The following is a 24,071-nucleotide window of genomic DNA, read 5'->3' as shown; positions in this document are numbered from 1 at the left end:
ATTCCTCCTAAAAGTTAATTAATCTTTAATAAGCTCTCTGTCATCGTTTTTGTCTGTGCGTATATATTCTTATAAACTTCAAAATACTGCTTATATTTTTTATGATTTTCTTTATTAGGTTTATATGTCTCTCCTAATGCTATAAATGTTTCAGCACAAGCTTCCATTGTATTGAACCAGCCTAAACCATATGCAGCGAGCATCGCTGCACCTACACCTGGTCCTTCTTCATATTTCAATGCAGTGACTTGAGTATTGAAAATATCGGCTTGCATTTGTAACCAAAATCTGTTTTTTGCACCTCCACCAATTGAAATAATTTCATCAATTTGCCTACCGTTTTCTCTCATATATACAATAGATTCATACAGTGAATAAGTAATACCTTCGACTGTAGCTCGTGCAAAATCCGCTTCTTCTGTATTACTATTTATGCCAATAAAACTTCCTCTAATATATGCATCACCATGTGGTGTCCGCTCTCCTTGAATATATGGTGAAAACAATAACCCATTTGCTCCAATTGTAGATTTCTCAGCAAAATTCAAGATTTCATCAAAAGAATACGCTTTAAAAAGCATTTCTTTTAACCAATTTAAACTATGACCTGCACTTAACGTAACGCCCATTGCATATGACATATTAGGCATGGCATGTTTAAAGAAATGAATATTGTGGCCATAATCTACTTCATTGTTTGAAGTACACGATAAAATCACACCTGAAGTTCCTATACTACATAACGTTTGACCTTCTTTTATAACACCAGAACCTAGTGCACCACATGCGTTATCTGCGCCACCTGCAAAAACAGCAATATCTTCGGTAATGTTAAGTTCATTTTTTACAATTTCTGTAACGTTACCGACGTAGCTATGCGACTGTACTAACGGTGGATATATATCACCAAAGCTCAACTTATCACCTATTTCTTTTTCCCAGTTATTTGTTTTAGGATTGAAGAGAAGCGTACCTGCTGAATCACTATATTCCATAGCAATATGACCTGTTAATCGATAGCGTACATAATCTTTAGGCAGCAAAAACACAGATAATTGTTGCCAATAATCCGGCTCATTCTGTTTCATCCATAAAAGTTTAGGTAATGTAAAACCTTCGAGTATAGGATTATTTAAAAGCGTTTTTCCAAATTTATTTTCTAGTTCTTCGCATTGTTTAGTAGTTCTAGTGTCATTCCATAATATTGCATTTCTAATAGGTTTGTATGATTTATCCAATGGTACTAAACCGTGCATTTGTCCAGAAAATGAAAGACCGCTAATACGTATATTTGCCATTGCATCTTTATTTATCAATTTTTTTATACCTTCTTTTACTGCATCAACCCACGATTCAGGATCCTGTTCATTATAACCAGCATATGGTTGACTCAATTTCAAAGGAATACTTGACTGTTCAATAACATGACCACATTTATTCACAGCGATAATTTTCACTGAACTCGTACCTAAATCTACACCAAGTACAACATTTTCCACTTTACCTCTCCCTTTCTTAATAATTTTCAACTTGTGTGTTTAATGTTCTAACTTTATCGTCTCCAAAGCCAGGTTGGTGAACTTTAATATAATAAGTGATTGCTGCACCTACGAAATAACAAATTGCAAAAGCCCATACAACGCCCACTTCATTAAATAATGGTAAAATAAGCGTAGCAATTAATGGTGCAATAAAATTACTCAATCCTGCCGCAAGATTATGTGAAGAAAGTGTAGCACCAATATGATCGGGCTCTAAGGCTGTAAAAATCGCAAAAATAGGAACAAATGCTGATTGAGTGATACCAAATAATACTGCACATAAAATTGCGATTGCAAACACATCACCACTTAGAATTGGTAAGTAATAGAATAATAATGTCGTGATGCCACAACCAATACAACCGAATAACATTACTTGGCGTTTCCAACCAATTTTATCAGCGATAATACCCCAAACTACATCTCCAACGATACATGTCACATGCATTGTCCCCCATGTCCATAACCATTGTTGCATTGAAAAACCAATAGTTTCCGTAAATAATACTGGGAAGATAATAACTAACCCAAATAATGATAATTGATTGATGATACGTACGATAAAAACTTTAATAATGTCTGGATTTTTATACACGACGCCGATATCTTTTAATACTTTAGTATATCTTTGTTTAACTGAAAGCGTTATATTCGGTTTTACATCGCGTTTTCCTACAACTATAAATGCGATTAAACCGCCGATAAAAATCCATATTAAAGACATCCATAATGTTCCATTAAAACCTATAAATGGAATAGTGAAACTAGGCAAATAAGTACCAATTACTCCCATACCTACTGAGAACATTGCCCAAAACCAACCTATTGCTGTGGCTAGTCTTGCTTTATCAGTAATATAGGTCACCCATACTAAGAAACCATATAAAAACAAAGGATAACCCAATCCTCTAATACCGTATAACACTAACATCATGGGTAAATTTTCCATTCCTATTCCAAACAGTAAAAAAAGCACATGGAAAATCAGCCATATCACCGTTCCTAATGCCATTATTTTCCTAGGACCGTAAACATCAGATAAAACAGCCGCTAGCCATGACCCCACAACTACCATCACACCATAAACTGTAAAAACTAAAGAAGCCTGACCACTAGAAAAGCCGATATCAACAATATTTTTTGATAAAAATGCCTGTTCAATACCATCTCCTGTCATAAAAATAAATATAGCTATAAGTGCAATAAAAATAATTTTCGGAATACCCATCCATGTTTTTGGACTATCTTTAGAAATTGTAACGTTATCCAAAATATTTCCCCCTTATTTAAAAAATGATTAAAATAAACTTAAACGTTTAAGTTTTAGTGATTAAGTTAACGGGATTAAAATCAAATGATTTTAAAAACCCGTCTTGCTTAAATAATCTATATAACTATAGCTTTTCAACTGTATATAACCATAACAAGCATCAACAGCTATTAGATTAAGAATATGTTTTCAAGTTTTAATCATAATGTCTTATCCTCAGCAAATGAACATGATTCACGGATAATTAATTTCGTATCTAGTTCTACCGAAGAAACATTTTCCCCTTGAATTAGATGATTGATCATTTCTCCAGCGACACGACCTATCTCTTTTGTAGGTTGTGAAATGACTGATAATTTCGGAGTATAAATTTCATTCCAATAACTATCATCAAAACCAATTATAATTACATCTTTAGAGATTTTTTTGCCACTCTCTTTTATTGCTTGTAACGCACCTAATAACAATAAATGATTAGTTGCCACAATGGCTTGAACATGTTTATTAATTAATGATTTCGTCGCATGATAGCCGCTATCAATTTGCGCATCCGTGCCCAGTTGCTGATTACTATAATAAATAATTTGTTCATCTAACTTTATATTATTTTTCTTCAACGCTTGTTCATAACCCAATTTTCTCTCTGAGGTTGTGCTAATATCAGGATTTGCTAACAATAACCCTATATTTTTACAGGTACTATCAATAATTCTTTGAGTTGCATTAAACGCTGCTTTTTTGTTATCTACGCTTATAGAAGGTAAATCTGCGCCATCTATTTTTCTATCTATTGTCAAGATAGGTGTTTGCTTCCACTCTTTCTTTAACTTCAATTTAGATTTTACAGGCACTAATATAATAGCGCTTACATTTTGTGCGATAAACGTTTCTATTAAGGCTTGTTGCTTTAGTTCATTTTCCTCTGACGACACAACAGCTACATGTAATTGATGTTTTTGACATTCGTTATTTAATTCTGTCAGTATTTCTGTGAAAAAGGGATTTTGATCAGGTACAATGAAAACAATTAAATTAGATTGTCCAGTTTTTAAACTTCTTGCAAATTGGTTTGGTTCATAGTGCAGTTTATCAATTGCATCTAATACTCTTTGCCTCGTCTTTTTTCCTAATTCAGTACTTTTGTTATTTAAAACATTAGAAACGGTCGCAATAGATACATCAGCAACTTTTGCTACATCATGAAGTGTAGGTTTGTTTTTTACCATATCCCCCACCTTAAACGTTTAAGTTATTTGTTTCGACATATTCTTGTCAGCTAAATTCATTATATATATTTATAATAATAAATGCAAACGCTATCATAAATTTTGGAAATTTTTCATTATCGCGTAATTTGAATGGACACTAATCATTTTATTACTTCAAAGGGTGTTTTATTTTCCAAAATAAAGATTTTGCAATTTACCCTTATATTCAAAATACGAATTATTAATTCTTACTATCATTTTAATAAACTTTATTTGTAACCTAACTATTTTGTATGCGTCAGTTGTACAATAACGTTAATAATTTAATTGTGAGTGTCACATAATAAAGTAAAGGTGATCTTTGTGATAAGTTCTCTATCAATAAAAAATCATTATATGACTGAATTAGCGAGATGCATAAATGAAATCATTATCTTAATTCCTATAAATAAGTCGTGTAAAATAAATTTAAATGGATCGATGATAACCATTGACCATGCTTGTATAATTAATAATGCAGATTTATATCAATATATTGATATTGAAAATCTAATAGAACTTAAAATACCACTCCCTTTATTTATAGAAAAGGATAAATCCATCGTTAACGCCTTTTTTGATATCAAACAAGTTAAATATATAGAGCAATTTCGTAACTTAATTTTGCAAAAATTACATAATCACATTCAAAATCGAAAATACATGCATCTTTATATATCAAATATTATTGAATTTTTACTTAAAGAAGCAAAAGTCCATTTAGATGATCAATATCTACCAACTTTGTATACCAAGCATCCTTTAGTTCAACGTCTGACTCAATACATACATAAACATATCAATGAACCCTTAACTACAAAGCAAGTGTCTAAAGCTTTTTATATATCACAATCGTATATATCTATTTTATTTTCCAAAATATTAAATATGAATTTCAAACAATATACAAGTTCTCTTAAAATTGCATTATCCCTATTTGATTTATTAGAAAAGGAACAAAGTATTTACGATGTCGCATTAAAATATAGTTACACTAACGTTAGTACATATTCTAAAAACTTCAAATTTTATGTAAAAATGCCACCCAAATACTATATTCATCAATTCAGGAAAAATGATTTGAATTCACCGTACCAAGTTTCTTTAAGCACATCTAACTTAACTAAGATTATCAACAAAATGTATAACTTTCCTCATAATCAACATATTTCGTCTAATCAAATCGTTTTGGATAAACTGAAATATACTCACAAATTTAATGTGACACGTACTTTTATCACATTTGAAGATTTACATAAGTTAATTTCATTTAATCGATCAAATTTTTCAATTAAAATACTATCGCTAATTTCAAAGCCAAATTTAATTTTACTTCACACTAATTTCGATGATTTAAACAAATTAGATTATCACAACGTCTTTGAAGCGATCAAGCAATTGCTTATCAAAGGTTTTGAAATAACTTTAAAAGTTGACAACCCGCCTTTTTCGCAAACAATTGATTATCAAATCATCAAAATATTAAATTTATTAACACTACTTAATGATAATATTTCAAATGTTAGTTTGCTTGTTGAGACAAATCATAAAACGTTTAAAAATGATCAAAGATTAATTGAAAACTTTAAACAACAATTTCCCACTTTGAAATGTGCGGTAAATGTTAGACACATCTTAGAAAATAGTGGGAATTTTGCAAGGTTCCAAAAAAATATTGGTACATTGAATGCAGATTATTATTTTATTGATACTGATTGCTACTTACTAAAAAGCATACTATCAAAAAATTGGTTCAACTCTGATAATACTTTTGATACCCGTCAGCTCATCATGCTATTTTTAAACCAATTACATCCATCTATTGCTAAAAAGATAATTTTTAATAATGTCACGCACTCTAATTTAAAACATTACTATAAAGCAATGTCCGTATCACCACATATTTTACTTATGCATTTATTAACTGAATTCCAAACATTAATTGGTGGCTTTGCATTTCCATATTTTTCTGAAGATGATGACCAATTTATGTTGGTTAACCATAATTGTAGTACGATGCCAATTGTTCACGTTTTCAGTTTATTAAAACCTTTTTTTAATTTGCATATCGCTAAATTGCCTTACGGTTTAATTGGAAAATCTAAGCACCACTTTCACATACTATTATTTAATACTTTAAATTATTCAACACAAAAATCTGACCTGGTTGCAAATATCGTTCATAATTACATCACCGATTTTCCAGTTTACACTCGAGTACTTAATGAAAATCACGGTCTCATATCACAGTTAATCCCAAATAATCTCGACTTAAGTTATATTGATTCCAAAATTCTCGAACAAATCAACAATGCAAATATTCCTCTTTCTAAGTTAACGATGCATAGTTATCATAATTTATTGACGATTAAAGTTTCAGAATCAGAAATAAAATATATCATGTTTCCGATTCACTCTTGATGAACAAAATGATTCGAAAGCAAAGTAAAAGAGACTGTGACATAAATCCCCATTCTCAAAATAAGTGGGCAAATCCTTAACAATGGATTTGTCCTCTTTATATTTAAAATCTTCCGATTTTGACCGTGCATGCTTGCCTGGGGTATGGCTCGAGCCTGTAGTCTCTCACTCATACTATTCCCCCGGGCGTCAGCACGTTACAAAATCAGTACAATTTGCATTTTTATTCAAAAAATAAGGCCCTTTCGTATAATTTAATAAACACTACTAAACCAAATTAACGAGGTGCCTTATGTATAAAGATTATAACATGACTCAAATTATACGAATGTGATGATTGTTTAAAATGTCCACTTAAAAATTTATGTATGAAAAAATAATTCAAAAACGAATAAGAAGATAATGAAGCATTTTAATTGGGAATATTTTAAATCTCAAATTAATCAACAGCTTTCAGAACCAGAGACTAAAAAAAATCTACAGTCAAAGAAAAATTGATGTAGAACCAGTTTTTGGATTCATGAAGGCTATTTTGGGTTTCACTCGAATGCCAGTTCGAGGGATAGAGAAAGGCAAAAGAGAATTAGGATTTGTCCTAATGGCATTAAATTTAAGGAAAATAAAGAAAACGACAAATTTCTACATATTTCAATAGAAATTATCGTTTTCTGTTTAGTCAGATACATTTATATCCCGAACTCGTTTACTCATTTATAATATTTAAATCTTTTATTTTTTAAACGATATTAAAAAATGATTGCAAATATCCAACAGTATCTTCGTTAATCTCATATTGTTTTTTAACTTTACCTTTTTCCAAATGAAGCACTTCATCTGCACATGAAAGTAACATTTCATAATCATGAGTTATAACTAACACAGTATGCCCTTCATTTGCTAATTTATTAATGATTGTACTCATTTCACGCATATGATGACCATCTAGACCGCTAGAAGGCTCATCAAAAATCAGAATATCTCGTTTCGTTTCTACTGCGCTAGCAATAGCTAAACGCTGCTTCTCTCCTCCAGATAGCGATAAAGGATGTCTATCAAAATGTTCAGATATATTGTAGTTTTGCAAACATCGCTTTATTGTCTCATCATCTAAAGTTGGATTACTCAACCTCAGTTCTTCTTCCACACTTTCAGCAAACAATTGATTATTAACATCTTGAAATACCAAATAAGTATCTACTAGGCTTTGTTGTGTCTTTATCCTCTTTTCTCCAGTATCAATAAAGCCTTTAAATTTTTTCTCGACACCTGTTAAACAACGTGCAAATGTTGATTTACCTGAGCCATTATGACCAATAATCGCTGTCACTTTGCCCTTACTAATATTGACATCATCTATATTTAAAGCTAATTTCTGTCTTCTTTTATATTTAAAATAATAATTTTGCAAATTTAAGTATCCCAATTTATTATTACGTTTAGCTTTTACATTCAATTGTTCTAAATGAATGTTTCTTAATCCTAGAGTTGCTAATTGTTTATTTGATAAAGCATTAAATTGTTCGTTTTCATAAATTTCACTTATTTTCCCATCTTTCATTATAATAAAGCGATCTGCTACTTCAGTTAAATAATGTAAACGGTGTTCGGCAATGATAATTGTTTTACCTTCATTTTTCCAAATTTTGATCATTTGTTGTATTTTAAAAATGGTATTAAAATCTAAATTTGACGAAGGTTCGTCTAAAATAATCAATTCATGACCATATACTTGAATAGCACTACAAGCCAGCATTTGTTTTTCGCCACCTGACAAATTAAATATGTCCCTATCTAAAAGGTGTTTAAAATTAAATTGTTCAGCAGCTTCTTTGATTCGTGTCATAATCTGACTGGGTGATATACCATAATTCTCAAGTTCAAATGCAAGTTCACTTGTCGTATTCAAACAAAAAAATTGTGACCTTGGGTTTTGGAAAACAGAGCCACTTTGTTGTGTTAACTCATAAACATCTTGCTGTTGTGCATCTTTATGATTTATTAAAATTTGGCCGTCTATGTCTCCCTTATAAAAGTTAGGAATAATACCATTAAGCAACCTCGTTAAGGTAGTTTTTCCACAGCCTGAAGTCCCAGTTAAACAAATAACCTCACCATCTTCAATAGTAAGGTTAATATTATTTAATATCTTGCTTTTGCTTTCTTCGTATTTAAAAGACACATCTTTTAATTGAATCATATTCTACCCTCACATTACATAATAAATGATACAAAGTAACAGTAATAATATTAATAACAACCAATCTAACCAACGAATTTTAAGGGAAATAATTGATGTACGTCTATGCGTTAAATTCAAACCGCGTGTAATTGAAGCAATTGTTAATTCGTTACCAATTTTCACAACACTGTTTAGTAATGGGACAACACGATATTCAACATATTGTATTGGATGTATAAAGGCGATTTTCAAAGATATACCTCTCATTTTCATAGCATCCTTTATAGCAGCCGACTCTTCTCTAATTGTTGGCAAAAACCTAAACATAACGGCAATCGGGATCGTGATTTTTCTTGATAATTTCATCCGTTCTAATCCTGTTATTAACACTTCAATTTGTGTAGTTTTAAAAATATAATAGCCCATTGCAAGTGAAGGTAAAAAGCGTGTTATGATGCCCGAAGGTACAAAAATCAATAATGTGGCAACTTGGTTACCACCAATCGTTACAAATGCTTCTCCATACCACGCTATCACAGTTAAAATCAAAATGAATAACCCTATTGTATATTTCTTAATACATAATAATAGTAATGCTGGAACAAGTATTATTATTGCTCTTAAATACACTTCAACACCTGTAACGCCACCTGTTAATGCAACTAGTGATATCATCAAGATTAACGCAATTTTAATTCTTGGGTCTAAATTTAATAAATAGGTCTGTGGGATAGTTTGACTATACATTTTAAATCATACCTGTACGTTTGAAATGTTTTTTTAAAATTAATTTTGCTATATAAACGCCAATCCATGCACCAATTATTGTAGTAATAATAATAACTGGTATCATTTCAACAGAAAATAAAGTGGCGACAGTATTCTGATATTCAATACCGTATTTGTCTTGAATAAAAGATAAATATGAATTTCTCATAAAGTAAAATGGTATAAATGTACCAATAGGCCAAAAGGAAAAGAGAATATACCCTAAACAATTGTATTTCCAGCTTTTATAGTGTTTCATGGCCATTAAGCCATCTGCAATTAATATAACAGGTATACTAAATATCAACGCAATCCATGGATGCCCCATTATAGCTAAAATAAGACTTACAATCGTACCGCATATCGTCAATGCACCAAATTTTTGAACTTTTGATATTAGTAATATAATAGGTATGCCACCTACTAAACCAACCATTGCAGGAAGCAATAACATGAATATAGGTATAATACCTAAAATGCCAGGAGGTGCTATAAAAATAAAATATATTGCCGTAAAGAGTCCTATATTTATTAAATCTTTAACTTCTATCTTACTATTATTCATCTAAAACTCCCTCTTTACACATAACGATAAATATTAATATTACAAGTAGACATAACTAAGCTATAACATCATTGTAGACTCAAGATACTATAATTGAAAATAATTATCAATTACATCGTATTGCATAGCTCCTATTATTTATATTATAAACGAAAAACTTCTCAAAAACTAACTTTCCATTTCACATTTAGATATTCATTTATTCTTATTTTTCACAAAAATCAATACGTCATTTCTAAAAGCAAAGATAATACATTTTGTCATCATACAAGCCATTCCTCAAGATTATATGTGTCATATTACACTTTTTAAGTGTTATTCAACTTTAAATTTTCAGAATATATTTACAATTCCGAATTTTCTTAGTATATTCATACGTATCACTACTTCATTTCATTTTTAAAAATTATTGAAGTAAACGAAAAATATTTAATAACACCTTTCTCTTTAAACAACGGGATATGAAGTAAAAGGTGTGTATTTAATTTGTATAACTATTAAACAGACTTATATTAAGTAATACATGGGAGGATTGAAAATTATGGAGAAAATGGAGAGAGCTGCACAATTAATCAATGAAGATAGTAAGTATTTTGCGAAACCGGGAAGAATAAAATACTATCCATTAGCTATTTCTCATGGCTATGGCGCAACACTCGTTGATATGGATGGCAATACATATATCGATTTACTTGCGAGTGCTAGTTCACAAAATGTAGGACATGCACCTCAACCAGTGTCAGATGCTATTAAATCACAAGTAGATAAATTCATACACTATACGCCTGCTTATATGTATCATGAACCTTTAGTTAAACTTGCTAAGAAACTCTGTGAAATTGCACCAGGGGATTATGAAAAACGTGTACTTTTCGGACTTTCTGGTTCAGATGCAAACGACGGCATCGTTAAACTTGCAAGAGCGTATACAGGAAGACCTTATATCATCAGTTTCGTTAATGCTTATCACGGTTCTACATATGGGTCATTATCGATGTCTGCCATAAGTTTAAACATGAGAAAAAAGTATGGCCCAATGTTACCAGGATTATATCATATTCCATTCCCTGATAGATACAGAGGTATGTTTGGTAGTCCAAACGCTAACACTGTCGATGAATATCTTGCGCCACTTAAAGAAATGTTTGAAAAATATGTACCTGCTGATGAAGTAGCTTGTATCGTGATTGAAACGATACAAGGTGATGGTGGATTATTGGAACCAGTCGATGGTTACTTTAAAGCTTTACAAGATTTATGTAAAGCTCACGGCATATTATTAGCAGTGGATGATATCCAACAAGGACTTGGTCGTACTGGTGAATGGAGTTCAGTTTCACATTATCATATTGAACCAGATTTGATTACATTTGGAAAATCGTTAGCAGGCGGTCTGCCTATGTCTGCAATTGTAGGTCGTGCTGAAATAATGGATACATTAGAAGCACCAGCACATTTATTTACAACTGGCGCTAATCCAGTAAGCTGTGAAGCGGCATTAGCTACAATTGGTATGATAGAGGATGAAAATTTACTTCAAGCGAGTACAGATAAAGGTGAGTATGTACGTAACCGTATGGATTCATGGATCGAACGATTTGATGCTGTTGGAGATGTTAGAGGTAAAGGGTTATCTATCGGGATAGATATCGTTTCTGATAAAGAAAATAAGACACGTGATGCGGAAGCCGCATTAAAAATTTGCAATCGCTGTTTTGATAATGGTGTTGTTATTATTGCAGTAGCTGGAAACGTACTCCGTTTCCAACCTCCGTTAGTCATAACGTATAACCAACTTGATACAGCATTAAATGTCTTAGAATCTGCGATTGAAGATTTAGCATCTGGAAAATTAGACAATTACGACATTGCTGGTCAAGGTTGGTAAAATTGGAGGGATCAATGATGCAACAACAAATAAAACTCACAAATGTTATAAAACTTAGCGGTGCTTACATCGCTTATCTCATAGGTTCTGGTTTTGCAACTGGACAAGAAGTTATGCAATTTTTTGCATCCTTTGGCATATATGGTATATTCGGAGCTTTAGTTAGCGCATTATTATTCTGTCTACTTGGCTCTACCTTAATGATGAAGGGATTTGATCTTCAATTAAAACAGCCAGGCAGAATATTTAAGTATTATTGCGGCAACATCTTGGGTACGCTGATTGAATATTTTACAATTATTTTTATTTTTAGCATTGTTGTCATCATGATTGCTGGTACAGGAGCTGTAGTAGCAGAACAATTCCATCTCCCAAATCTAGTCGGTGTACTAGGTATGGGCATTGTCGCAATGATTACAGTTATTTTAGGATTGCAAAAGTTAGTCGATATTATTGGTACCGTTGGACCGATTATTGTCATCTTAACAATTGGTATTTGCTTAATTGTTTTCTTCTCAAATATCGGTAGTTTATCTAATATGCTCTATTTACCAGAAAGCGCTAAAAATTTACAACCAACAACACATTGGTGGCAATCTGGCGGATTATTTTTCTGTTACAACATCTTAGCAGGCAGTATCTTCTTTTCACAACTTGGTCAACAATCAAATAGTAGAAAAGAAGCTGGTATTACTGGAATTGTTGGAGGCTCTGTGTTGATGTTAACAGTAATTGTAATGATTATTGCGCTATTAGTGCATTCTGATCATGTATTTGAATTAGAGGTTCCTGTACTTTATTTAGGTAATACGATTGCGCCGTTTATAGCATTTATATTTTCAGTATGTATTTTATTAGGGATTTATTCTACAACTGCACCAATGTATTGGTTAGTTAAAAATGAATTTATGAAGATTTTCCCATCAAAACTTAGCGTTCCTGTAACAGTTGTGTTAGGTATTATTTTTATAATTTGTGGTACATTACCTTTTGGAGAATTAGTATCCATTATATATCCATTTGTAGGTTATATAGGAGCAATTGTTGTAGTTATCATTTTTGTGCGTACGTTATATAATAATTTCGTCAATAAACGTAGTACATAAATGACAGCCGTTAAAATTCAATAAAAAAAGTCCAAGACATTAATTTATGCCTTGGACTTTTTTATTGAGTTTATTGAAAACAGACTATCTATTGCCCACATCATGACCGATTTCTACTGTTTTATCATTTTTATTATAAAGCGCAGCTTGTACACTTCCAAAGTTAGGATCATTACGTTTTTCTTCAATTTCAAAACCTAAACTTTTGAAAATGTCTATATCTTGCTGGTCAGTAGCATTTTCATAAAAGATTTTGCCTCCATCGTTATAAAAACGCGGTTTATTGATAGATTCTTGTAGCGTACCATCGTTACGCAAGTAATCAATAATCACCTCATTTAATGTAGTCGGAATTTTGTTACCACCTGGCGTTCCTATACCCATATAATAATCAGGACCAACTACGATGCTCGGTGAAGTAAATGAACGTGGTTGCTTGTGTTTCGCACCATAATTTGGACTAGATGGATTAGAAGAGAAGTTGCTCAATGAATTATTCATATAGAACCCTTCTTTCATATACTTTCCTGAACCAAAGAAGCTTGCTAATGTATTCGTTGTACTTGTCAATTGTCCATTTTTATCAACTACTACAAAGTGTGTTGTACTTGTATTATCGATGTTATTGGTATTAAAATTACTTTCAAAATTAATTTCATTTAATCTACCTAACAAGTAATCTTGTGAAAGATATTCATCATAATCTTCATCTTGTCCATTTACAATATCCCTATTTCGATACATTAAATCTCTAGATTTTAATATACCAGTAATATAATCTAGACGATTACCTTGAGCTGCTTGATTATTTGTAGCTTCGTCAATTTCTAAACCTTGAAGCATCAATGATCCTCCTAAAGGATTTGAAGCCGCATAAACTTTATTATTTAAGTAATCTGTACTCACTGGCTCTTTTTTCTCCGTTTTATAACTTTGAAAATCTTTTTCTGTTAGTTTGTCATCCGTTTGCTTAGTGACACTTTTACCAACTTTATCATAGAAATAATTAGGACCATTGTCTCTAATACCTTTCAATGTTTTAGCTAAAGCTGGTTGTTTAATGACATCACCTTCTCTTTTTGTTTGCTCTCCTTCAAAGAAAGGTGAATCTCTATCTACGTCCGAACCATATAGTTTCAAACTTCTTTCTAGTTCTGAATCAACTTCAAAACCTTCTTCAGCTAAAGGAATAACATAGTTCATGATTTTCTTTCTATCCATTTTCCCCGCTTCTTTATGTGCATCTTCAAGACCTCGAACGAAACCTGGCACACCGATTTTATCTTTTTGTTTGTAATTAAAGGAAGAAATATCTTTATATTGCCATTGTTTCGGCGCAACATTTTCTTGACCATCGTAAGCCAGCATTGCACCTCCACCACCTAGACCTGATGAGTGTGGTTCAGTGACAGCAAGCGCATATGAGACACCGATTGAAGCATCAACTGCATTACCGCCATCTTGCAAAATTTTCTCTCCAACACGTGTAGCAATCGGATTATTGGAAGCTACACCGTAATTTTTATCCGATATGTCTTGTTGATGATCTGCAATTTTATTCTCATATAAATCATCTTTATTATAATTATCCTTTTTCGTAATCATATAAAATGTGAAGGATATGATAATAGTAAGGAGTAATATTACGATGAGCGTTTTTTTATTGTAAATACTCATAGCTAAGCTCCTTTAGACAAATATTGATGGTGTGAAGATTTAAGTTCATTTTGTTCATAATGGTCTAAACCTTCATTCGCTCTAGCGAATACAATTAGTAAGAATATTATCAATACAACTGCAATGATTGTAATACTTACCCAATGGTCTTTAATGTTCATAAATATAACCTCCATTCTCTTTTTTAAGATTAATGTTGTCACCTTTTATGTTGTTTAATAATTTAGTTTCTTCAATTTTGTTGGGTGTAGATTTAGTCAATTTACCACCCACTGTTTTTATTGGGGTGATCATAAACCTAGAATTTTTACCATTCCAATTTTGTTGGACAGCTAAGCCTTGTTTATTCTTTGATAAGAAACCTTCTGAGGTGACATTACCTAAACTATAAAAAATGCTAGCGTCTTTATAATTTTCAATTTCCTGAACAACTGTATTATGTCCGACGATGACATCAGCACCCGCATCTACTAAAGAGTGTGCATATTTTTTTTGTCTTGTTGTTACTGACCTTTCATCAGTTATCCCCCAGTCCACATTAACTACTACATAATCATTTTTTTCTTTCAATTTTTTTATTAATGGAACATAGATATTGGGTTCCAAGCTGATGGACGTAGTATTTTTCAATGGATCTGTGTAATCAGACTCAACGTCTGTAAAGGAAACGTTTGCTACTTTCTTACCTTTCACCGTTTGTTGTACTGTTTTACTGTTAATAGGATTAGAACCATTACCAGTTAAAAAATTATAACCATTTTGTGCTTCAACAGCTCTACTAAAATCTCTTGCTGTAATATTATCAGTGACTTGATTTATGATATTTAAACTTTTAATATTTAAACCTTTTAAAAACATTACATTTTCTAAATTTTTAGTAATATTTGTTTTTCTATCATCTGAAAATTTGGTTAGTTTCAAACTTGCTGTTGAATAATCACTGTTTTTTAACATGTCTTCAACGGCGCTAAAGGTATCATTAATATTGTTTTTTCTCGTATGACTATTTAATTCCACATTACCTAGATATGTTAGTTTAATTTCATCTTTTCCTTTATTCATAGCTTTAACAGGCTCAAAATCCTGATGCTTCAACACAAATACTAACAAAATCAACGCTATAATTAATATCAAGCCGGTATATATGGAATTCCTTCTTTTATGGCGTTTTGTCCATTTCAAAACACGCTCATCGATAGAGAATCGTTTAGATTGCTTCATATATCTGCTCCTTACTAATTAATAAAGCTATAAAAGAATAAAACAATGTATGTAATACATGTTAGTAACATACATGTAGATAAAGTAATTACAACACCTTGTTTTTGTATAGTATTTGCAATGATACCTGGTATTACGACACCAATACCGGACATTTCTACCATCTCAAACGGGGTTAAGGGGTAAATTAAGTCAAATATAAATTTTAATACCATTCCAGTTAATATCATTGCAGCAAATTTCCTACGCCCGTAGAGAATGACAAAGCGACTAATACCATGGTTCACAATAAAATATGTAATGCAACTAATGATTAGTACAGATAGTAGCATGATTGGTTGATCAAATATGAGAGCTAGATATCCTGGTACAACTAATCCAGCAGGACTAATACCGAATTTCTCGGCAAAAATGAGGCTTAAAACAATCCCCACGAATAATGAAAAATATAACTCTGAACCTATCATATTAATGTATCCCTTCTATATATTGTGCGATTTCTTTTCCTGGTCCATGAATATTACCAACACAGAAAATCAAAGCATTGTGTGATTCTGCATAAAGCGCACGTTCAACTTCATTTATATTTTTACCTTCAAAATTCAAATATTTTTTATCAGGTAATTCTCTCATTACTTCCGTAACCATTTGAGTACTTTTTCCGGTACAAATTAATGTATCGAACGGTACATCTTTTATGAAATTCTCTGCAAATTGTCGAGTTCTATCTACCCTGTCTGAACGACAATTTAAGATAATCACGATTCTTTGATATGGGTAATTATATGACTCTACTTTATTTAAAATGGCTTTAGTAGACTGTGGCTCATTTGCTGCAAAAGCATTCACATACACATTAGTTGTATTATTTGCATTAAAGTATTTAACTTCTACAGCACCTACATCAGGTGGTGCATTTAACATGCCCCTTAAGGCAGTATCTCTGTCGATGCCTAATGCTTCAGCTACACCCATTGCAATTGCTACATTATCCGGAAAGACAATATATCCAAATTCTCGTAAATATGATTCTGGTACTTCTTCCTTATCAACAACAATTAATTTTGTTTTACGCCGTTTAGCTACTTTAGCAAAAAATTTAGTATAATCATCTTTCATTACGACGAGATGACCTTTGTATGGAATAGTTGCTGTAAATGCTTGAGCAACCTCATCTAACGTTGGCCCTAACACATCCATATGATCTTCCATTACATTAACAATGACGCCAATATTCGCTTTCACTAAATCTTTTTGGAATGTAATTTGATAGTCTGGATTAACTGCCATACACTCATTAACTAATGCATTAGCTCTTTGCTTCACAACTTTTCTGACGATATCACGTTGTTCACCTATATTTGCACCTTGAGGTTTTCTATATACAGGATATTCTCTTGGTGTAAACCAATACATCATGCGTGCATCTGTACCAGTTGTTTTACCAATCACGCGGTATTTATCTTCCCGCAAAATACTGTAAATCAAGCGTGTAATCGTTGATTTACCTCTAATACCATTTATATTAATACGTATAGGAATCTTTTCTAATCTGTCAGAATGTCTTCGTTTTTCGACAATTCCTAGCCATAGAATTACGCCTATACAAATTATGATTAGTAGCAAACTCTGTCCCTCTTTTCATCTGCGTATTTATTAATTGCGTGCAAAGATCATTAATCTAGTGAAAATATCTAGCACAAAAAATGGCCTTTGTGTATAAACAAATCTTTATACCTTTCAATACTGACATGCTACCACGTAGTTGTTGATTTTATATAAAGTCTATAAATTAACTGTTAATTGAATGTAAATACACATTTACATTCAATGTAAAATTATATTAAAGGTTAAATGAAATACTTTCATATCAACGTTAATCCTTTTTCTTCAATAAAAAAATTTAAGTAAAAAATATTATAAAAATTTTTTCATCAATTAATAATAAAGGCCGAAAATATGAAATATAATATTTACTTGAAATTTACACATTATTAAAATTCGAATGTTATCTTAAGGGTGAAAGGAATTAAAGATACTTTAGGAGGATGGACATGAGCAAACCTGTAAAGCTAACTGTTTCACTTTATCTCATTATTGTTGCACTCATAACTTGTGGTTATTTAATCATGATTTTAGTAGGTAGCTTCCAAGGTAATGATATGCGTGGTGCAGTACTTGATACAGATAATACAAGACATATTGAAAATGTAGATGAGACCAACAATACTTCAAAACCTTCTGAACCATCTACACAAGAAAACCGCTCTACCCCTAAACATTTGCAATCTAAACACATGGCTCAACCAACAATCAATCAATATAACACTATAAAAACATGGTCTTTAGATAATGACGCATCTAAAAACCATGTTTAATTTTTTGTCACCTATTTTTGACAATTTGTTCAAAATCTAGTTATTATGTATTTTTTACAAAGGGGTATAATTTCAAAGCGTCTGAATTTTCAGATATAATAAAGATATTAGTTTTCTTATTATATCTGAAATGAGGTTTTTATTATGAGTAAATTTACTGATCAAGAAAAAATTCAAATATTAGAAGACTTGATTAGCATTAAATCAGTTAATGACAATGAAATCGAAGTTTGTGAATATCTGCAAAAGTTATTAGCAGAACATGACATAAAATCCGACATCATTAAAATTAACGACAGTCGCGCAAATTTAGTTGCTGAAATCGGTAAAGATGGTCCAGTATTAGGTATCTCCGGTCATATGGATGTTGTCTCTGCGGGCGATGAAAGTAAATGGACATATGATCCATTCAAACTTACTGAAGTTGATGGTAAACTTTACGGACGTGGCTCAGCTGATATGAAATCAGGTTTAGCAGCATTAGTAATCAGTATGATAGATATTCATGATCAAAACTTATTACAACACGGAAAAATTCGTTTACTAGCAACTGCTGGTGAAGAAATTGTAGGTGAAGGCGCAAAAGCTTTTCAAGATAAAGGATATATGAATGATGTTGATGCACTAGTGATTGCTGAACCTTCTCAAGATCGAATTATTTATGCACATAAAGGATCAATGGATATTCGCGTCACTTCTCGTGGCAAGGCTTCACACAGTTCTATGCCTCAACTTGGTTTCAATGCAATTTCACCATTAGTAAAATTTGTTTATAAAGCTGATGAAGGCTTTGAAAAATTCACTAAAAGTAATGATTTATTAGGCAATGCAATTATGAATGCCACAATTTTCAACGGTGGTAATCAGGTGAATTCCATTCCTGAACATGCTGAGTCTGAATTTAATATTCGTACGATTCCTGAGCATGATAACGAACAGTTCATCTCATATTTCAACGAAATCTTAAAACAAGTCGAAACTGAACAAACGGATATCGATATTGACACATACATGTCTAGACCACCTGTTTATACTACAGGACAAAACCAATTAGCTGAACTTGCTGTTGAAATGGGAGAAAAATATTTAAATACTACATTACCAACTGAAGCTTCACCTGGTGTTACCGACGCGTCTGATTTACTAGTAGACAAAGATGAAAACTTTTCATTTATCATGTATGGCCCTGGGGCTGTAAGCCAAGCACACCAAGTAGATGAACACGTGGAAAAAGATATATATCTGACATTTGTTGATTTATTTACAGATTTCTTCTCTACTTACTTAAATAATTCAAACGAAGTATGATTGTAAATCGATTATAAATACCATTTTGATAAAATAGTATAAAATCAAATGAGCATGGGACATAAAGTTCTTGGACAAGTGAAAAAAGACAATTTCTATTGAAATAATATAGAAATTGTCTTTTTCATTATTATTTTGATTATAGTTAGCTCGTTGATCTACTACTTTCTTATATCAAGTGCCATTAATACAACGCCAAGTTCGCTTTTGACGCGTTTGTTTTCCTAACCTATACTACATTTTTCGTGTTCAATAATGTGACGTATTTTGGGGAGACTCTTGAGGGAACAAGACAGTCTGAAACTGTCCCCAAAGAAAGCGAGCCAACAATACGAAATATTGCATAAAAAAGAAGCACTCAGATGAATTGAATTAAATCATCTGAGTGCTATTTTTCTGAAATTTATGTTCCAGACTCTCTATCGCGTTAAAACATGATTATATCAGTCTATAATTTTTTTCAACTTATTGATAAATTGTGCTCTTTCAGGAATTGGGAAGATAGGATGAATATGAAATAGCTGGTATCCTGGGATAAAGTTATGATGAATACCTTGAGCATTTAACACTTGCGATAATTTAACCGCGTCAGGATAAAGCGTTTCTTTTGTACCAATTGAAATGGTTATTTTTCCTAATCCATTGAATGATCCGTAAATTGGCGAAACTCTCCAATCCGTTAATGACAGTTCACCAGCCCATAGACTAATTAAATATTTACTGCCCTCAACACCTAACATGGGATCAATTTTTTCATAATTGTAAACTTCAGGATGACTAAATGTACCGTCCAGTACTGGTGAAATCATCACAATATCACTTGGCTGTGACATATTCACTGTTTTTAAATACTGTGCAAAAGATAATGTAATTTGGCCTCCAGCCGAATCGCCCATGATAACAACACGCTCTGAACTCACCTTTTGTTCTAATTCACGTCTATAAATCTCTTCTAGTAATTCAAAAGTTTCCTTATATGTTGCATGTGGAATTTTAGGATATATTGGCATTATTACTTTTGCATCAAAGGCTGTTGCCAACATATCTATATATTCAAAATGATATGGCAGTGGATCTTGGAACCACGCTCCACCGTGAATGTATATCACTACTTTTTGTTGACGATCTTCTTTATCATTCACAATATAATTGGTTACATTGTGAATTTTTTTAGTGTAAACAGCATTGTCAAAGTTATAATTCGTACCTTCGTACTCGCCTTGTGTTTGTTCTTTAACAAATTCAAGCGCTTTTTGTGCGTTTGCTTTCTTTTCAAATGGTTGTTTCATCTTTGTTGCTCTAATCATTATTTCATACAAAAAGCTTTTATAACTACGTTTTTCTAAAAGCTTGGCGTATAAATATGAAGCTATCACACTAACACTTGCAATGGTTAATATTCTTTTTAGCATTTCATATTACCTCCAATGAACAATTACTTCGTGACTTGGTTAGTATCAACAATAAACTAAACTATATATTGTGCTCCATCCATAAGTTTAATAAACACTTAAACATTAACACCTCACACAAGCCTACCATGCTCAAATATGTTGTGTGACTAGTGCGCTTCACACATCAAAATATAGCAAATAATCCTTTTAAGAAAATGCTATAAAACGCCTTTTGGATACAATTCTCCAAAACTAGAGCGAAGTTGAATTATCGTTAACTCATTTTATTAATATGTATTGTACATTTCATTACGAAATGATGTAATGTTAATTTGTATTAAGTTAGCTCTCGAGTATAGCTGAATCTATTGAAAATGATTGATTTATCATCATTGACATATATAATTCATCATAAAAATGATGGTCCATATAAATAGATTCATGTTTGATACCTTCAATTTTGAATCCTAATTTCTCATAAAATTTAACTGCCGGAGTATTAGTTGTAATGACAGTTAATTCTAGTCTTCTTAACCCTTTACGCTCAGCCCATTTTATTGTTTCTTGAAACATCTTTGTTGCTAACCCTTGATGGTGTTTTTCATTTATCACACCGGTCACAATATAACCGATATGCTTAATTTTCGCTAATCTACTAATATGTACAGATAAATATCCTAGAATGTCATTTTCATCAGTTTTAACACCAATATAGAAATTGTGTTTAATATCATCAACAAGTCTATCTTTATTAAAACTTCTTTCATCAGGTAAATAGAGCATGTATTGTGTCTCTTGATCAATCTTTTTCATGCAAGTATACAGCGCTTCAGCTTCATTCGGACATATTCTTTCTATGCGCATAAATACTCCTCCTCAATTCAATAGATTAATCTTATCATACATTATTTTTATTATATATGATACTTGTGATTTAATTTACCTCATTTTTATTTTAGACAATTTACTTTTAATTATAAGGTTTTTAAATTGAAACATCCTATTATTAGTATTACTTTTATGTTAATAAACTAACAACAGGATGTCTAATTACTTATAATGCACAACTATTTCATATTCATTTATGATTTTAAACTTTCATACATTATGGATAATTGGTGTTCTATTTGTTGCATATCAATAAATCTACCTTGACGATGCATTTCTTTACCGTTGAGAAAGATCAAATCAACCGGTACTGTAAAGATAGATAATTCACCAGCTATTTCTTCTACATTACTTTGATTAACCACACCTAATGGTATGTCTGGGAATTCACGCAACATGTCCTCAATTTGCGGCAATACCGCATGACAAACACTGCAATTATCTCTCATTACATGAATGACTACGAGCGGATGTTTGTTAATAAATGAATGATATTCATCCATGGAACTTAATGTTTGAGTCATATAGAACACCCTCCTTAATTATAAAGTGTTTAATATTATGCACCATATATAGTATACTTCGCAATTTATATGCTTTTGACTACAAAATGTGTACGTAATCATCATATCTAAATATATTTACAAATCATTATTGAAATTTGGCAGTAATCGTTGAATACGTGTTCTAGTTTCCTCTGTATAACCTTGTAGTCCACCTGTATGAATAAACAAAATTGTTTGTTGATCATCATATTTTCCTTCTTGAATTTCTTTAACCATACCTCTAAAAGCTTTTCCTGTGTAGGTTGGATCTAAAACAATACCTTCTTGTTGTGCAATATCAATATAAAATGCTAATTCTTCATCTGTTGCTTGTGCATAACCTAATCCAATATAACTATCATTAATGGTAATTGTATCGAATGTATCTATGTTTTCATCTAAATGATTAATGATTGTTTGCACTTTATTTTTAAAGGCTGCTGCACTTTCATTGACTGCATAACCAATTATCTTTGTCGGTAGGTTGTGACTGTGTTTACCAAACCATAAACCTGCATATGTGCCACCTGAGCCTACAGCTACATTAATAGAGTCAAAATGACAACCTAATTCAGCCTCTTGTTCTATAACCTCTTCAAAAGCATTGATATAACCATGCGTACCTATCCAATCTGATGCGCCAGTTGGTATCATAAAAGGTGTTTTGTTTTTACTTTCTAGTGTATGACTCAATTGTGCCATCGCTATTTCTCGAGACTGATCGTCGTCAATCACATGTACATGTGCACCAAGCATAGCATCTAAGAATAAATTACCTTCAAAAGATTTCATTGTACCTTCTAACACGAGATGACATTCAATTTGATATTTTGCGCATAGTGCTGCTGTTGCTCTGGCATGATTAGATGTGATTGCACCTGTTGTAATAATCGTATCATAGCCATGATCAATTATATATTGTATCGTATACTCTAACTTTCTTACTTTATTCCCTGATATTTCAGTACCAGTATAATCATCTCTTTTAATATAAATTTCTTTGCCTAAACGTTTACTTAAGTGTTCTAACTTATGAATAGGCGTGGGTAAGTTGGCGACATCTAACTTTCTATTTAACATTATTTTTAACCTCCTGCGTCAATATTTCTTACACGTCCGGAATAAATACACTTGCCTCGCTATCTCTAGGATAATAATAACCATTTGGTATCGTTTGCAACTCAATTAAACTTCCCCATGGAGTTTTAACATATACCGTACGATTACCAGCTGTATCTTCATATTTTGTATTACTGTGAGGTTCAGAGATAGGTTCTCCCCCAGCTTGTTTGATTTTATTAAGCGATGCTTCAAAGTCGTCCACGTAAAATGAAATATGTGTATAACCTATGTCTTGTAAATTTACTGCGCTTTTTTGATTTGCATATACAAATTCAAACATCTCTATATTAGGGCCATCATTGAACACCATCATTCTCTTTTTAACAATTTCAGCACCATTCTCCAGTCCCAATACATGTTCAACAAATTGGCCACCTCTAGGTTCATCCATTTTAGTTTGGCTATCATAAGCAATACGACCATCTAAAGCCTCCTTAAAGAAAGCCGTTGCTATTTCAATATCAGGTACAGTTAAACCAATATGATTAATACCTCTAGCCATCAAGTCGTAATCCTCCTTATATATCCTTTTCGTCTGTTTCATATCATAGCT

Annotated in this window: 21 protein-coding genes and 2 pseudogenes; 6 read left to right on the top strand and 17 right to left on the bottom strand. The window is 31.9% G+C overall.

Features of this window, described 5'->3' with window-relative positions; all coding sequences use genetic code 11:
- Nucleotides 1-14 precede the first annotated feature (14 nt).
- The 3 genes from xylB to KA873_RS01810 all read right to left on the bottom strand — a co-directional run bounded on the left by xylB (nucleotide 15) and on the right by KA873_RS01810 (nucleotide 4,037).
- On the bottom strand, nucleotides 15-1,499 hold the full coding sequence (gene xylB, locus KA873_RS01820) for a xylulokinase (protein WP_107505080.1): 1,485 nt from the start codon (nucleotides 1,497-1,499) through the stop codon (nucleotides 15-17).
- 16 nt (nucleotides 1,500-1,515) lie between these two features.
- On the bottom strand, nucleotides 1,516-2,811 hold the full coding sequence (locus tag KA873_RS01815; RefSeq protein ID WP_224395352.1) for an MFS transporter: 1,296 nt from the start codon (nucleotides 2,809-2,811) through the stop codon (nucleotides 1,516-1,518).
- 200 nt (nucleotides 2,812-3,011) lie between these two features.
- Entirely contained in the window at nucleotides 3,012-4,037 is a 1,026-nt protein-coding gene (locus KA873_RS01810; RefSeq protein WP_107505079.1) for a LacI family DNA-binding transcriptional regulator, read from the bottom strand.
- A 345-nt stretch (nucleotides 4,038-4,382) separates the two neighbouring features.
- Here KA873_RS01810 and KA873_RS01805 point away from each other — a divergent pair, with 345 nt between their 5' ends.
- The gene (locus tag KA873_RS01805; protein WP_107521306.1) at nucleotides 4,383-6,479 is read left to right on the top strand and encodes a helix-turn-helix domain-containing protein; all 2,097 of its coding nucleotides are present in this window, start codon (nucleotides 4,383-4,385) and stop codon (nucleotides 6,477-6,479) included.
- A gap of 317 nt (nucleotides 6,480-6,796) precedes the next feature.
- Nucleotides 6,797-7,196: pseudogene (locus KA873_RS01800) on the top strand (transposase); the annotation flags it as partial.
- A 19-nt stretch (nucleotides 7,197-7,215) separates the two neighbouring features.
- Here KA873_RS01800 and KA873_RS01795 read toward each other — a convergent pair.
- The 3 genes from KA873_RS01795 to KA873_RS01785 are packed head-to-tail and all read right to left on the bottom strand — an operon-like array spanning nucleotide 7,216 to nucleotide 9,991.
- The gene (locus KA873_RS01795; RefSeq protein ID WP_107384011.1) at nucleotides 7,216-8,676 is read right to left on the bottom strand and encodes an ABC transporter ATP-binding protein; all 1,461 of its coding nucleotides are present in this window, start codon (nucleotides 8,674-8,676) and stop codon (nucleotides 7,216-7,218) included.
- Between the two features lie 9 nt (nucleotides 8,677-8,685).
- The gene (locus KA873_RS01790; RefSeq protein WP_107384010.1) at nucleotides 8,686-9,405 is read right to left on the bottom strand and encodes an energy-coupling factor transporter transmembrane component T; all 720 of its coding nucleotides are present in this window, start codon (nucleotides 9,403-9,405) and stop codon (nucleotides 8,686-8,688) included.
- 1 nt (nucleotide 9,406) lies between these two features.
- A complete protein-coding gene (locus KA873_RS01785; RefSeq protein WP_107505185.1) occupies nucleotides 9,407-9,991 on the bottom strand; it encodes an MptD family putative ECF transporter S component in 585 nt (194 codons plus the stop codon).
- Between the two features lie 550 nt (nucleotides 9,992-10,541).
- Here KA873_RS01785 and KA873_RS01780 point away from each other — a divergent pair.
- Together KA873_RS01780 and KA873_RS01775 are read left to right on the top strand one after the other, a co-directional pair.
- Nucleotides 10,542-11,879, top strand: coding sequence for an aspartate aminotransferase family protein (locus KA873_RS01780; protein ID WP_107505186.1), 1,338 nt, complete (start codon nucleotides 10,542-10,544; stop codon nucleotides 11,877-11,879).
- 17 nt (nucleotides 11,880-11,896) lie between these two features.
- On the top strand, nucleotides 11,897-12,985 hold the full coding sequence (locus KA873_RS01775; RefSeq protein WP_107384008.1) for a YkvI family membrane protein: 1,089 nt from the start codon (nucleotides 11,897-11,899) through the stop codon (nucleotides 12,983-12,985).
- Between the two features lie 84 nt (nucleotides 12,986-13,069).
- Here KA873_RS01775 and KA873_RS01770 read toward each other — a convergent pair whose 3' ends face one another.
- The 5 genes from KA873_RS01770 to pgsB are packed head-to-tail and all read right to left on the bottom strand — an operon-like array spanning nucleotide 13,070 to nucleotide 17,509.
- Nucleotides 13,070-14,662, bottom strand: coding sequence for a gamma-glutamyltransferase (locus tag KA873_RS01770; RefSeq protein WP_107384007.1), 1,593 nt, complete (start codon nucleotides 14,660-14,662; stop codon nucleotides 13,070-13,072).
- Between the two features lie 2 nt (nucleotides 14,663-14,664).
- Nucleotides 14,665-14,823 carry a hypothetical protein gene (locus KA873_RS01765; protein WP_182467335.1) on the bottom strand — a complete coding sequence of 53 codons (159 nt, stop codon included), beginning with the start codon at nucleotides 14,821-14,823 and terminating at the stop codon, nucleotides 14,665-14,667.
- Nucleotides 14,813-15,883 carry a CapA family protein gene (locus KA873_RS01760; protein WP_107384006.1) on the bottom strand — a complete coding sequence of 357 codons (1,071 nt, stop codon included), beginning with the start codon at nucleotides 15,881-15,883 and terminating at the stop codon, nucleotides 14,813-14,815. The genes KA873_RS01765 and KA873_RS01760 overlap by 11 nt, the downstream gene beginning before the upstream one ends.
- Nucleotides 15,884-15,897: 14 nt before the next feature.
- On the bottom strand, nucleotides 15,898-16,350 hold the full coding sequence (gene pgsC, locus KA873_RS01755; RefSeq protein WP_046206761.1) for a poly-gamma-glutamate biosynthesis protein PgsC: 453 nt from the start codon (nucleotides 16,348-16,350) through the stop codon (nucleotides 15,898-15,900).
- Between the two features lies 1 nt (nucleotide 16,351).
- The gene (gene pgsB, locus KA873_RS01750) at nucleotides 16,352-17,509 is read right to left on the bottom strand and encodes a poly-gamma-glutamate synthase PgsB (RefSeq protein WP_019470028.1); all 1,158 of its coding nucleotides are present in this window, start codon (nucleotides 17,507-17,509) and stop codon (nucleotides 16,352-16,354) included.
- Nucleotides 17,510-17,937: 428 nt separating this feature from the next.
- Here pgsB and KA873_RS01745 point away from each other — a divergent pair, with 428 nt between their 5' ends.
- Nucleotides 17,938-18,261: a hypothetical protein gene (locus KA873_RS01745; RefSeq protein WP_107505183.1), complete on the top strand. Its 324-nt coding sequence runs from the start codon at nucleotides 17,938-17,940 to the stop codon at nucleotides 18,259-18,261.
- A gap of 144 nt (nucleotides 18,262-18,405) precedes the next feature.
- Entirely contained in the window at nucleotides 18,406-19,569 is a 1,164-nt protein-coding gene (locus KA873_RS01740) for an ArgE/DapE family deacylase (protein ID WP_107385993.1), read from the top strand.
- Here the strand turns inward: KA873_RS01740 and KA873_RS13545 are convergent.
- The 6 genes and pseudogenes from KA873_RS13545 to KA873_RS01715 all read right to left on the bottom strand — a co-directional run.
- A pseudogene (locus KA873_RS13545) lies at nucleotides 19,555-19,784 on the bottom strand (hypothetical protein); the annotation flags it as partial. The gene KA873_RS01740 and the pseudogene KA873_RS13545 sit on opposite strands and share 15 nt — an antisense overlap.
- 228 nt (nucleotides 19,785-20,012) lie before the next feature.
- The gene (locus KA873_RS01735) at nucleotides 20,013-20,981 is read right to left on the bottom strand and encodes an alpha/beta hydrolase fold domain-containing protein (protein ID WP_107505102.1); all 969 of its coding nucleotides are present in this window, start codon (nucleotides 20,979-20,981) and stop codon (nucleotides 20,013-20,015) included.
- A 324-nt stretch (nucleotides 20,982-21,305) separates the two neighbouring features.
- Nucleotides 21,306-21,827 carry a GNAT family N-acetyltransferase gene (locus KA873_RS01730; RefSeq protein WP_107384001.1) on the bottom strand — a complete coding sequence of 174 codons (522 nt, stop codon included), beginning with the start codon at nucleotides 21,825-21,827 and terminating at the stop codon, nucleotides 21,306-21,308.
- Nucleotides 21,828-22,045: 218 nt separating this feature from the next.
- On the bottom strand, nucleotides 22,046-22,375 hold the full coding sequence (locus tag KA873_RS01725) for a thioredoxin family protein (RefSeq protein WP_107384000.1): 330 nt from the start codon (nucleotides 22,373-22,375) through the stop codon (nucleotides 22,046-22,048).
- 117 nt (nucleotides 22,376-22,492) lie between these two features.
- Nucleotides 22,493-23,476, bottom strand: coding sequence for a D-cysteine desulfhydrase family protein (locus KA873_RS01720; protein ID WP_107383999.1), 984 nt, complete (start codon nucleotides 23,474-23,476; stop codon nucleotides 22,493-22,495).
- 28 nt (nucleotides 23,477-23,504) lie between these two features.
- Nucleotides 23,505-24,020, bottom strand: a complete 516-nt coding sequence (locus KA873_RS01715; RefSeq protein ID WP_107385991.1) for a VOC family protein — start codon at nucleotides 24,018-24,020, stop codon at nucleotides 23,505-23,507.
- Between the last annotated feature and the right edge of the window lie 51 nt (nucleotides 24,021-24,071).

Origin of the sequence: Staphylococcus sp. GDY8P45P (assembly GCF_017892745.1) — a bacterium.
In the GTDB taxonomy this organism is placed as follows: domain Bacteria; phylum Bacillota; class Bacilli; order Staphylococcales; family Staphylococcaceae; genus Staphylococcus; species Staphylococcus cohnii.
This window is presented reverse-complemented; position numbering and strand designations above follow the sequence as displayed.

Excerpts from the sequence above, each read along its gene's own strand:
- KA873_RS01810 (WP_107505079.1), bottom strand. The coding sequence starts at position 4,037 with ATGGTAAAAAACAAACCTACACTTCATGATGTAGCAAAAGTTGCTGAT.
- KA873_RS01795 (WP_107384011.1), bottom strand. The coding sequence starts at position 8,676 with ATGATTCAATTAAAAGATGTGTCTTTTAAATACGAAGAAAGCAAAAGC.
- KA873_RS01790 (WP_107384010.1), bottom strand. The coding sequence starts at position 9,405 with ATGTATAGTCAAACTATCCCACAGACCTATTTATTAAATTTAGACCCA.
- KA873_RS01785 (WP_107505185.1), bottom strand. The coding sequence starts at position 9,991 with ATGAATAATAGTAAGATAGAAGTTAAAGATTTAATAAATATAGGACTC.
- KA873_RS01780 (WP_107505186.1), top strand. The coding sequence starts at position 10,542 with ATGGAGAGAGCTGCACAATTAATCAATGAAGATAGTAAGTATTTTGCG.
- KA873_RS01775 (WP_107384008.1), top strand. The coding sequence starts at position 11,897 with ATGCAACAACAAATAAAACTCACAAATGTTATAAAACTTAGCGGTGCT.
- KA873_RS01770 (WP_107384007.1), bottom strand. The coding sequence starts at position 14,662 with ATGAGTATTTACAATAAAAAAACGCTCATCGTAATATTACTCCTTACT.
- KA873_RS01765 (WP_182467335.1), bottom strand. The coding sequence starts at position 14,823 with ATGAACATTAAAGACCATTGGGTAAGTATTACAATCATTGCAGTTGTA.
- KA873_RS01760 (WP_107384006.1), bottom strand. The coding sequence starts at position 15,883 with ATGAAGCAATCTAAACGATTCTCTATCGATGAGCGTGTTTTGAAATGG.
- pgsC (WP_046206761.1), bottom strand. The coding sequence starts at position 16,350 with ATGATAGGTTCAGAGTTATATTTTTCATTATTCGTGGGGATTGTTTTA.
- KA873_RS01745 (WP_107505183.1), top strand. The coding sequence starts at position 17,938 with ATGAGCAAACCTGTAAAGCTAACTGTTTCACTTTATCTCATTATTGTT.
- KA873_RS01740 (WP_107385993.1), top strand. The coding sequence starts at position 18,406 with ATGAGTAAATTTACTGATCAAGAAAAAATTCAAATATTAGAAGACTTG.
- KA873_RS01735 (WP_107505102.1), bottom strand. The coding sequence starts at position 20,981 with ATGCTAAAAAGAATATTAACCATTGCAAGTGTTAGTGTGATAGCTTCA.
- KA873_RS01730 (WP_107384001.1), bottom strand. The coding sequence starts at position 21,827 with ATGCGCATAGAAAGAATATGTCCGAATGAAGCTGAAGCGCTGTATACT.
- KA873_RS01725 (WP_107384000.1), bottom strand. The coding sequence starts at position 22,375 with ATGACTCAAACATTAAGTTCCATGGATGAATATCATTCATTTATTAAC.
- KA873_RS01720 (WP_107383999.1), bottom strand. The coding sequence starts at position 23,476 with ATGTTAAATAGAAAGTTAGATGTCGCCAACTTACCCACGCCTATTCAT.
- KA873_RS01715 (WP_107385991.1), bottom strand. The coding sequence starts at position 24,020 with ATGGCTAGAGGTATTAATCATATTGGTTTAACTGTACCTGATATTGAA.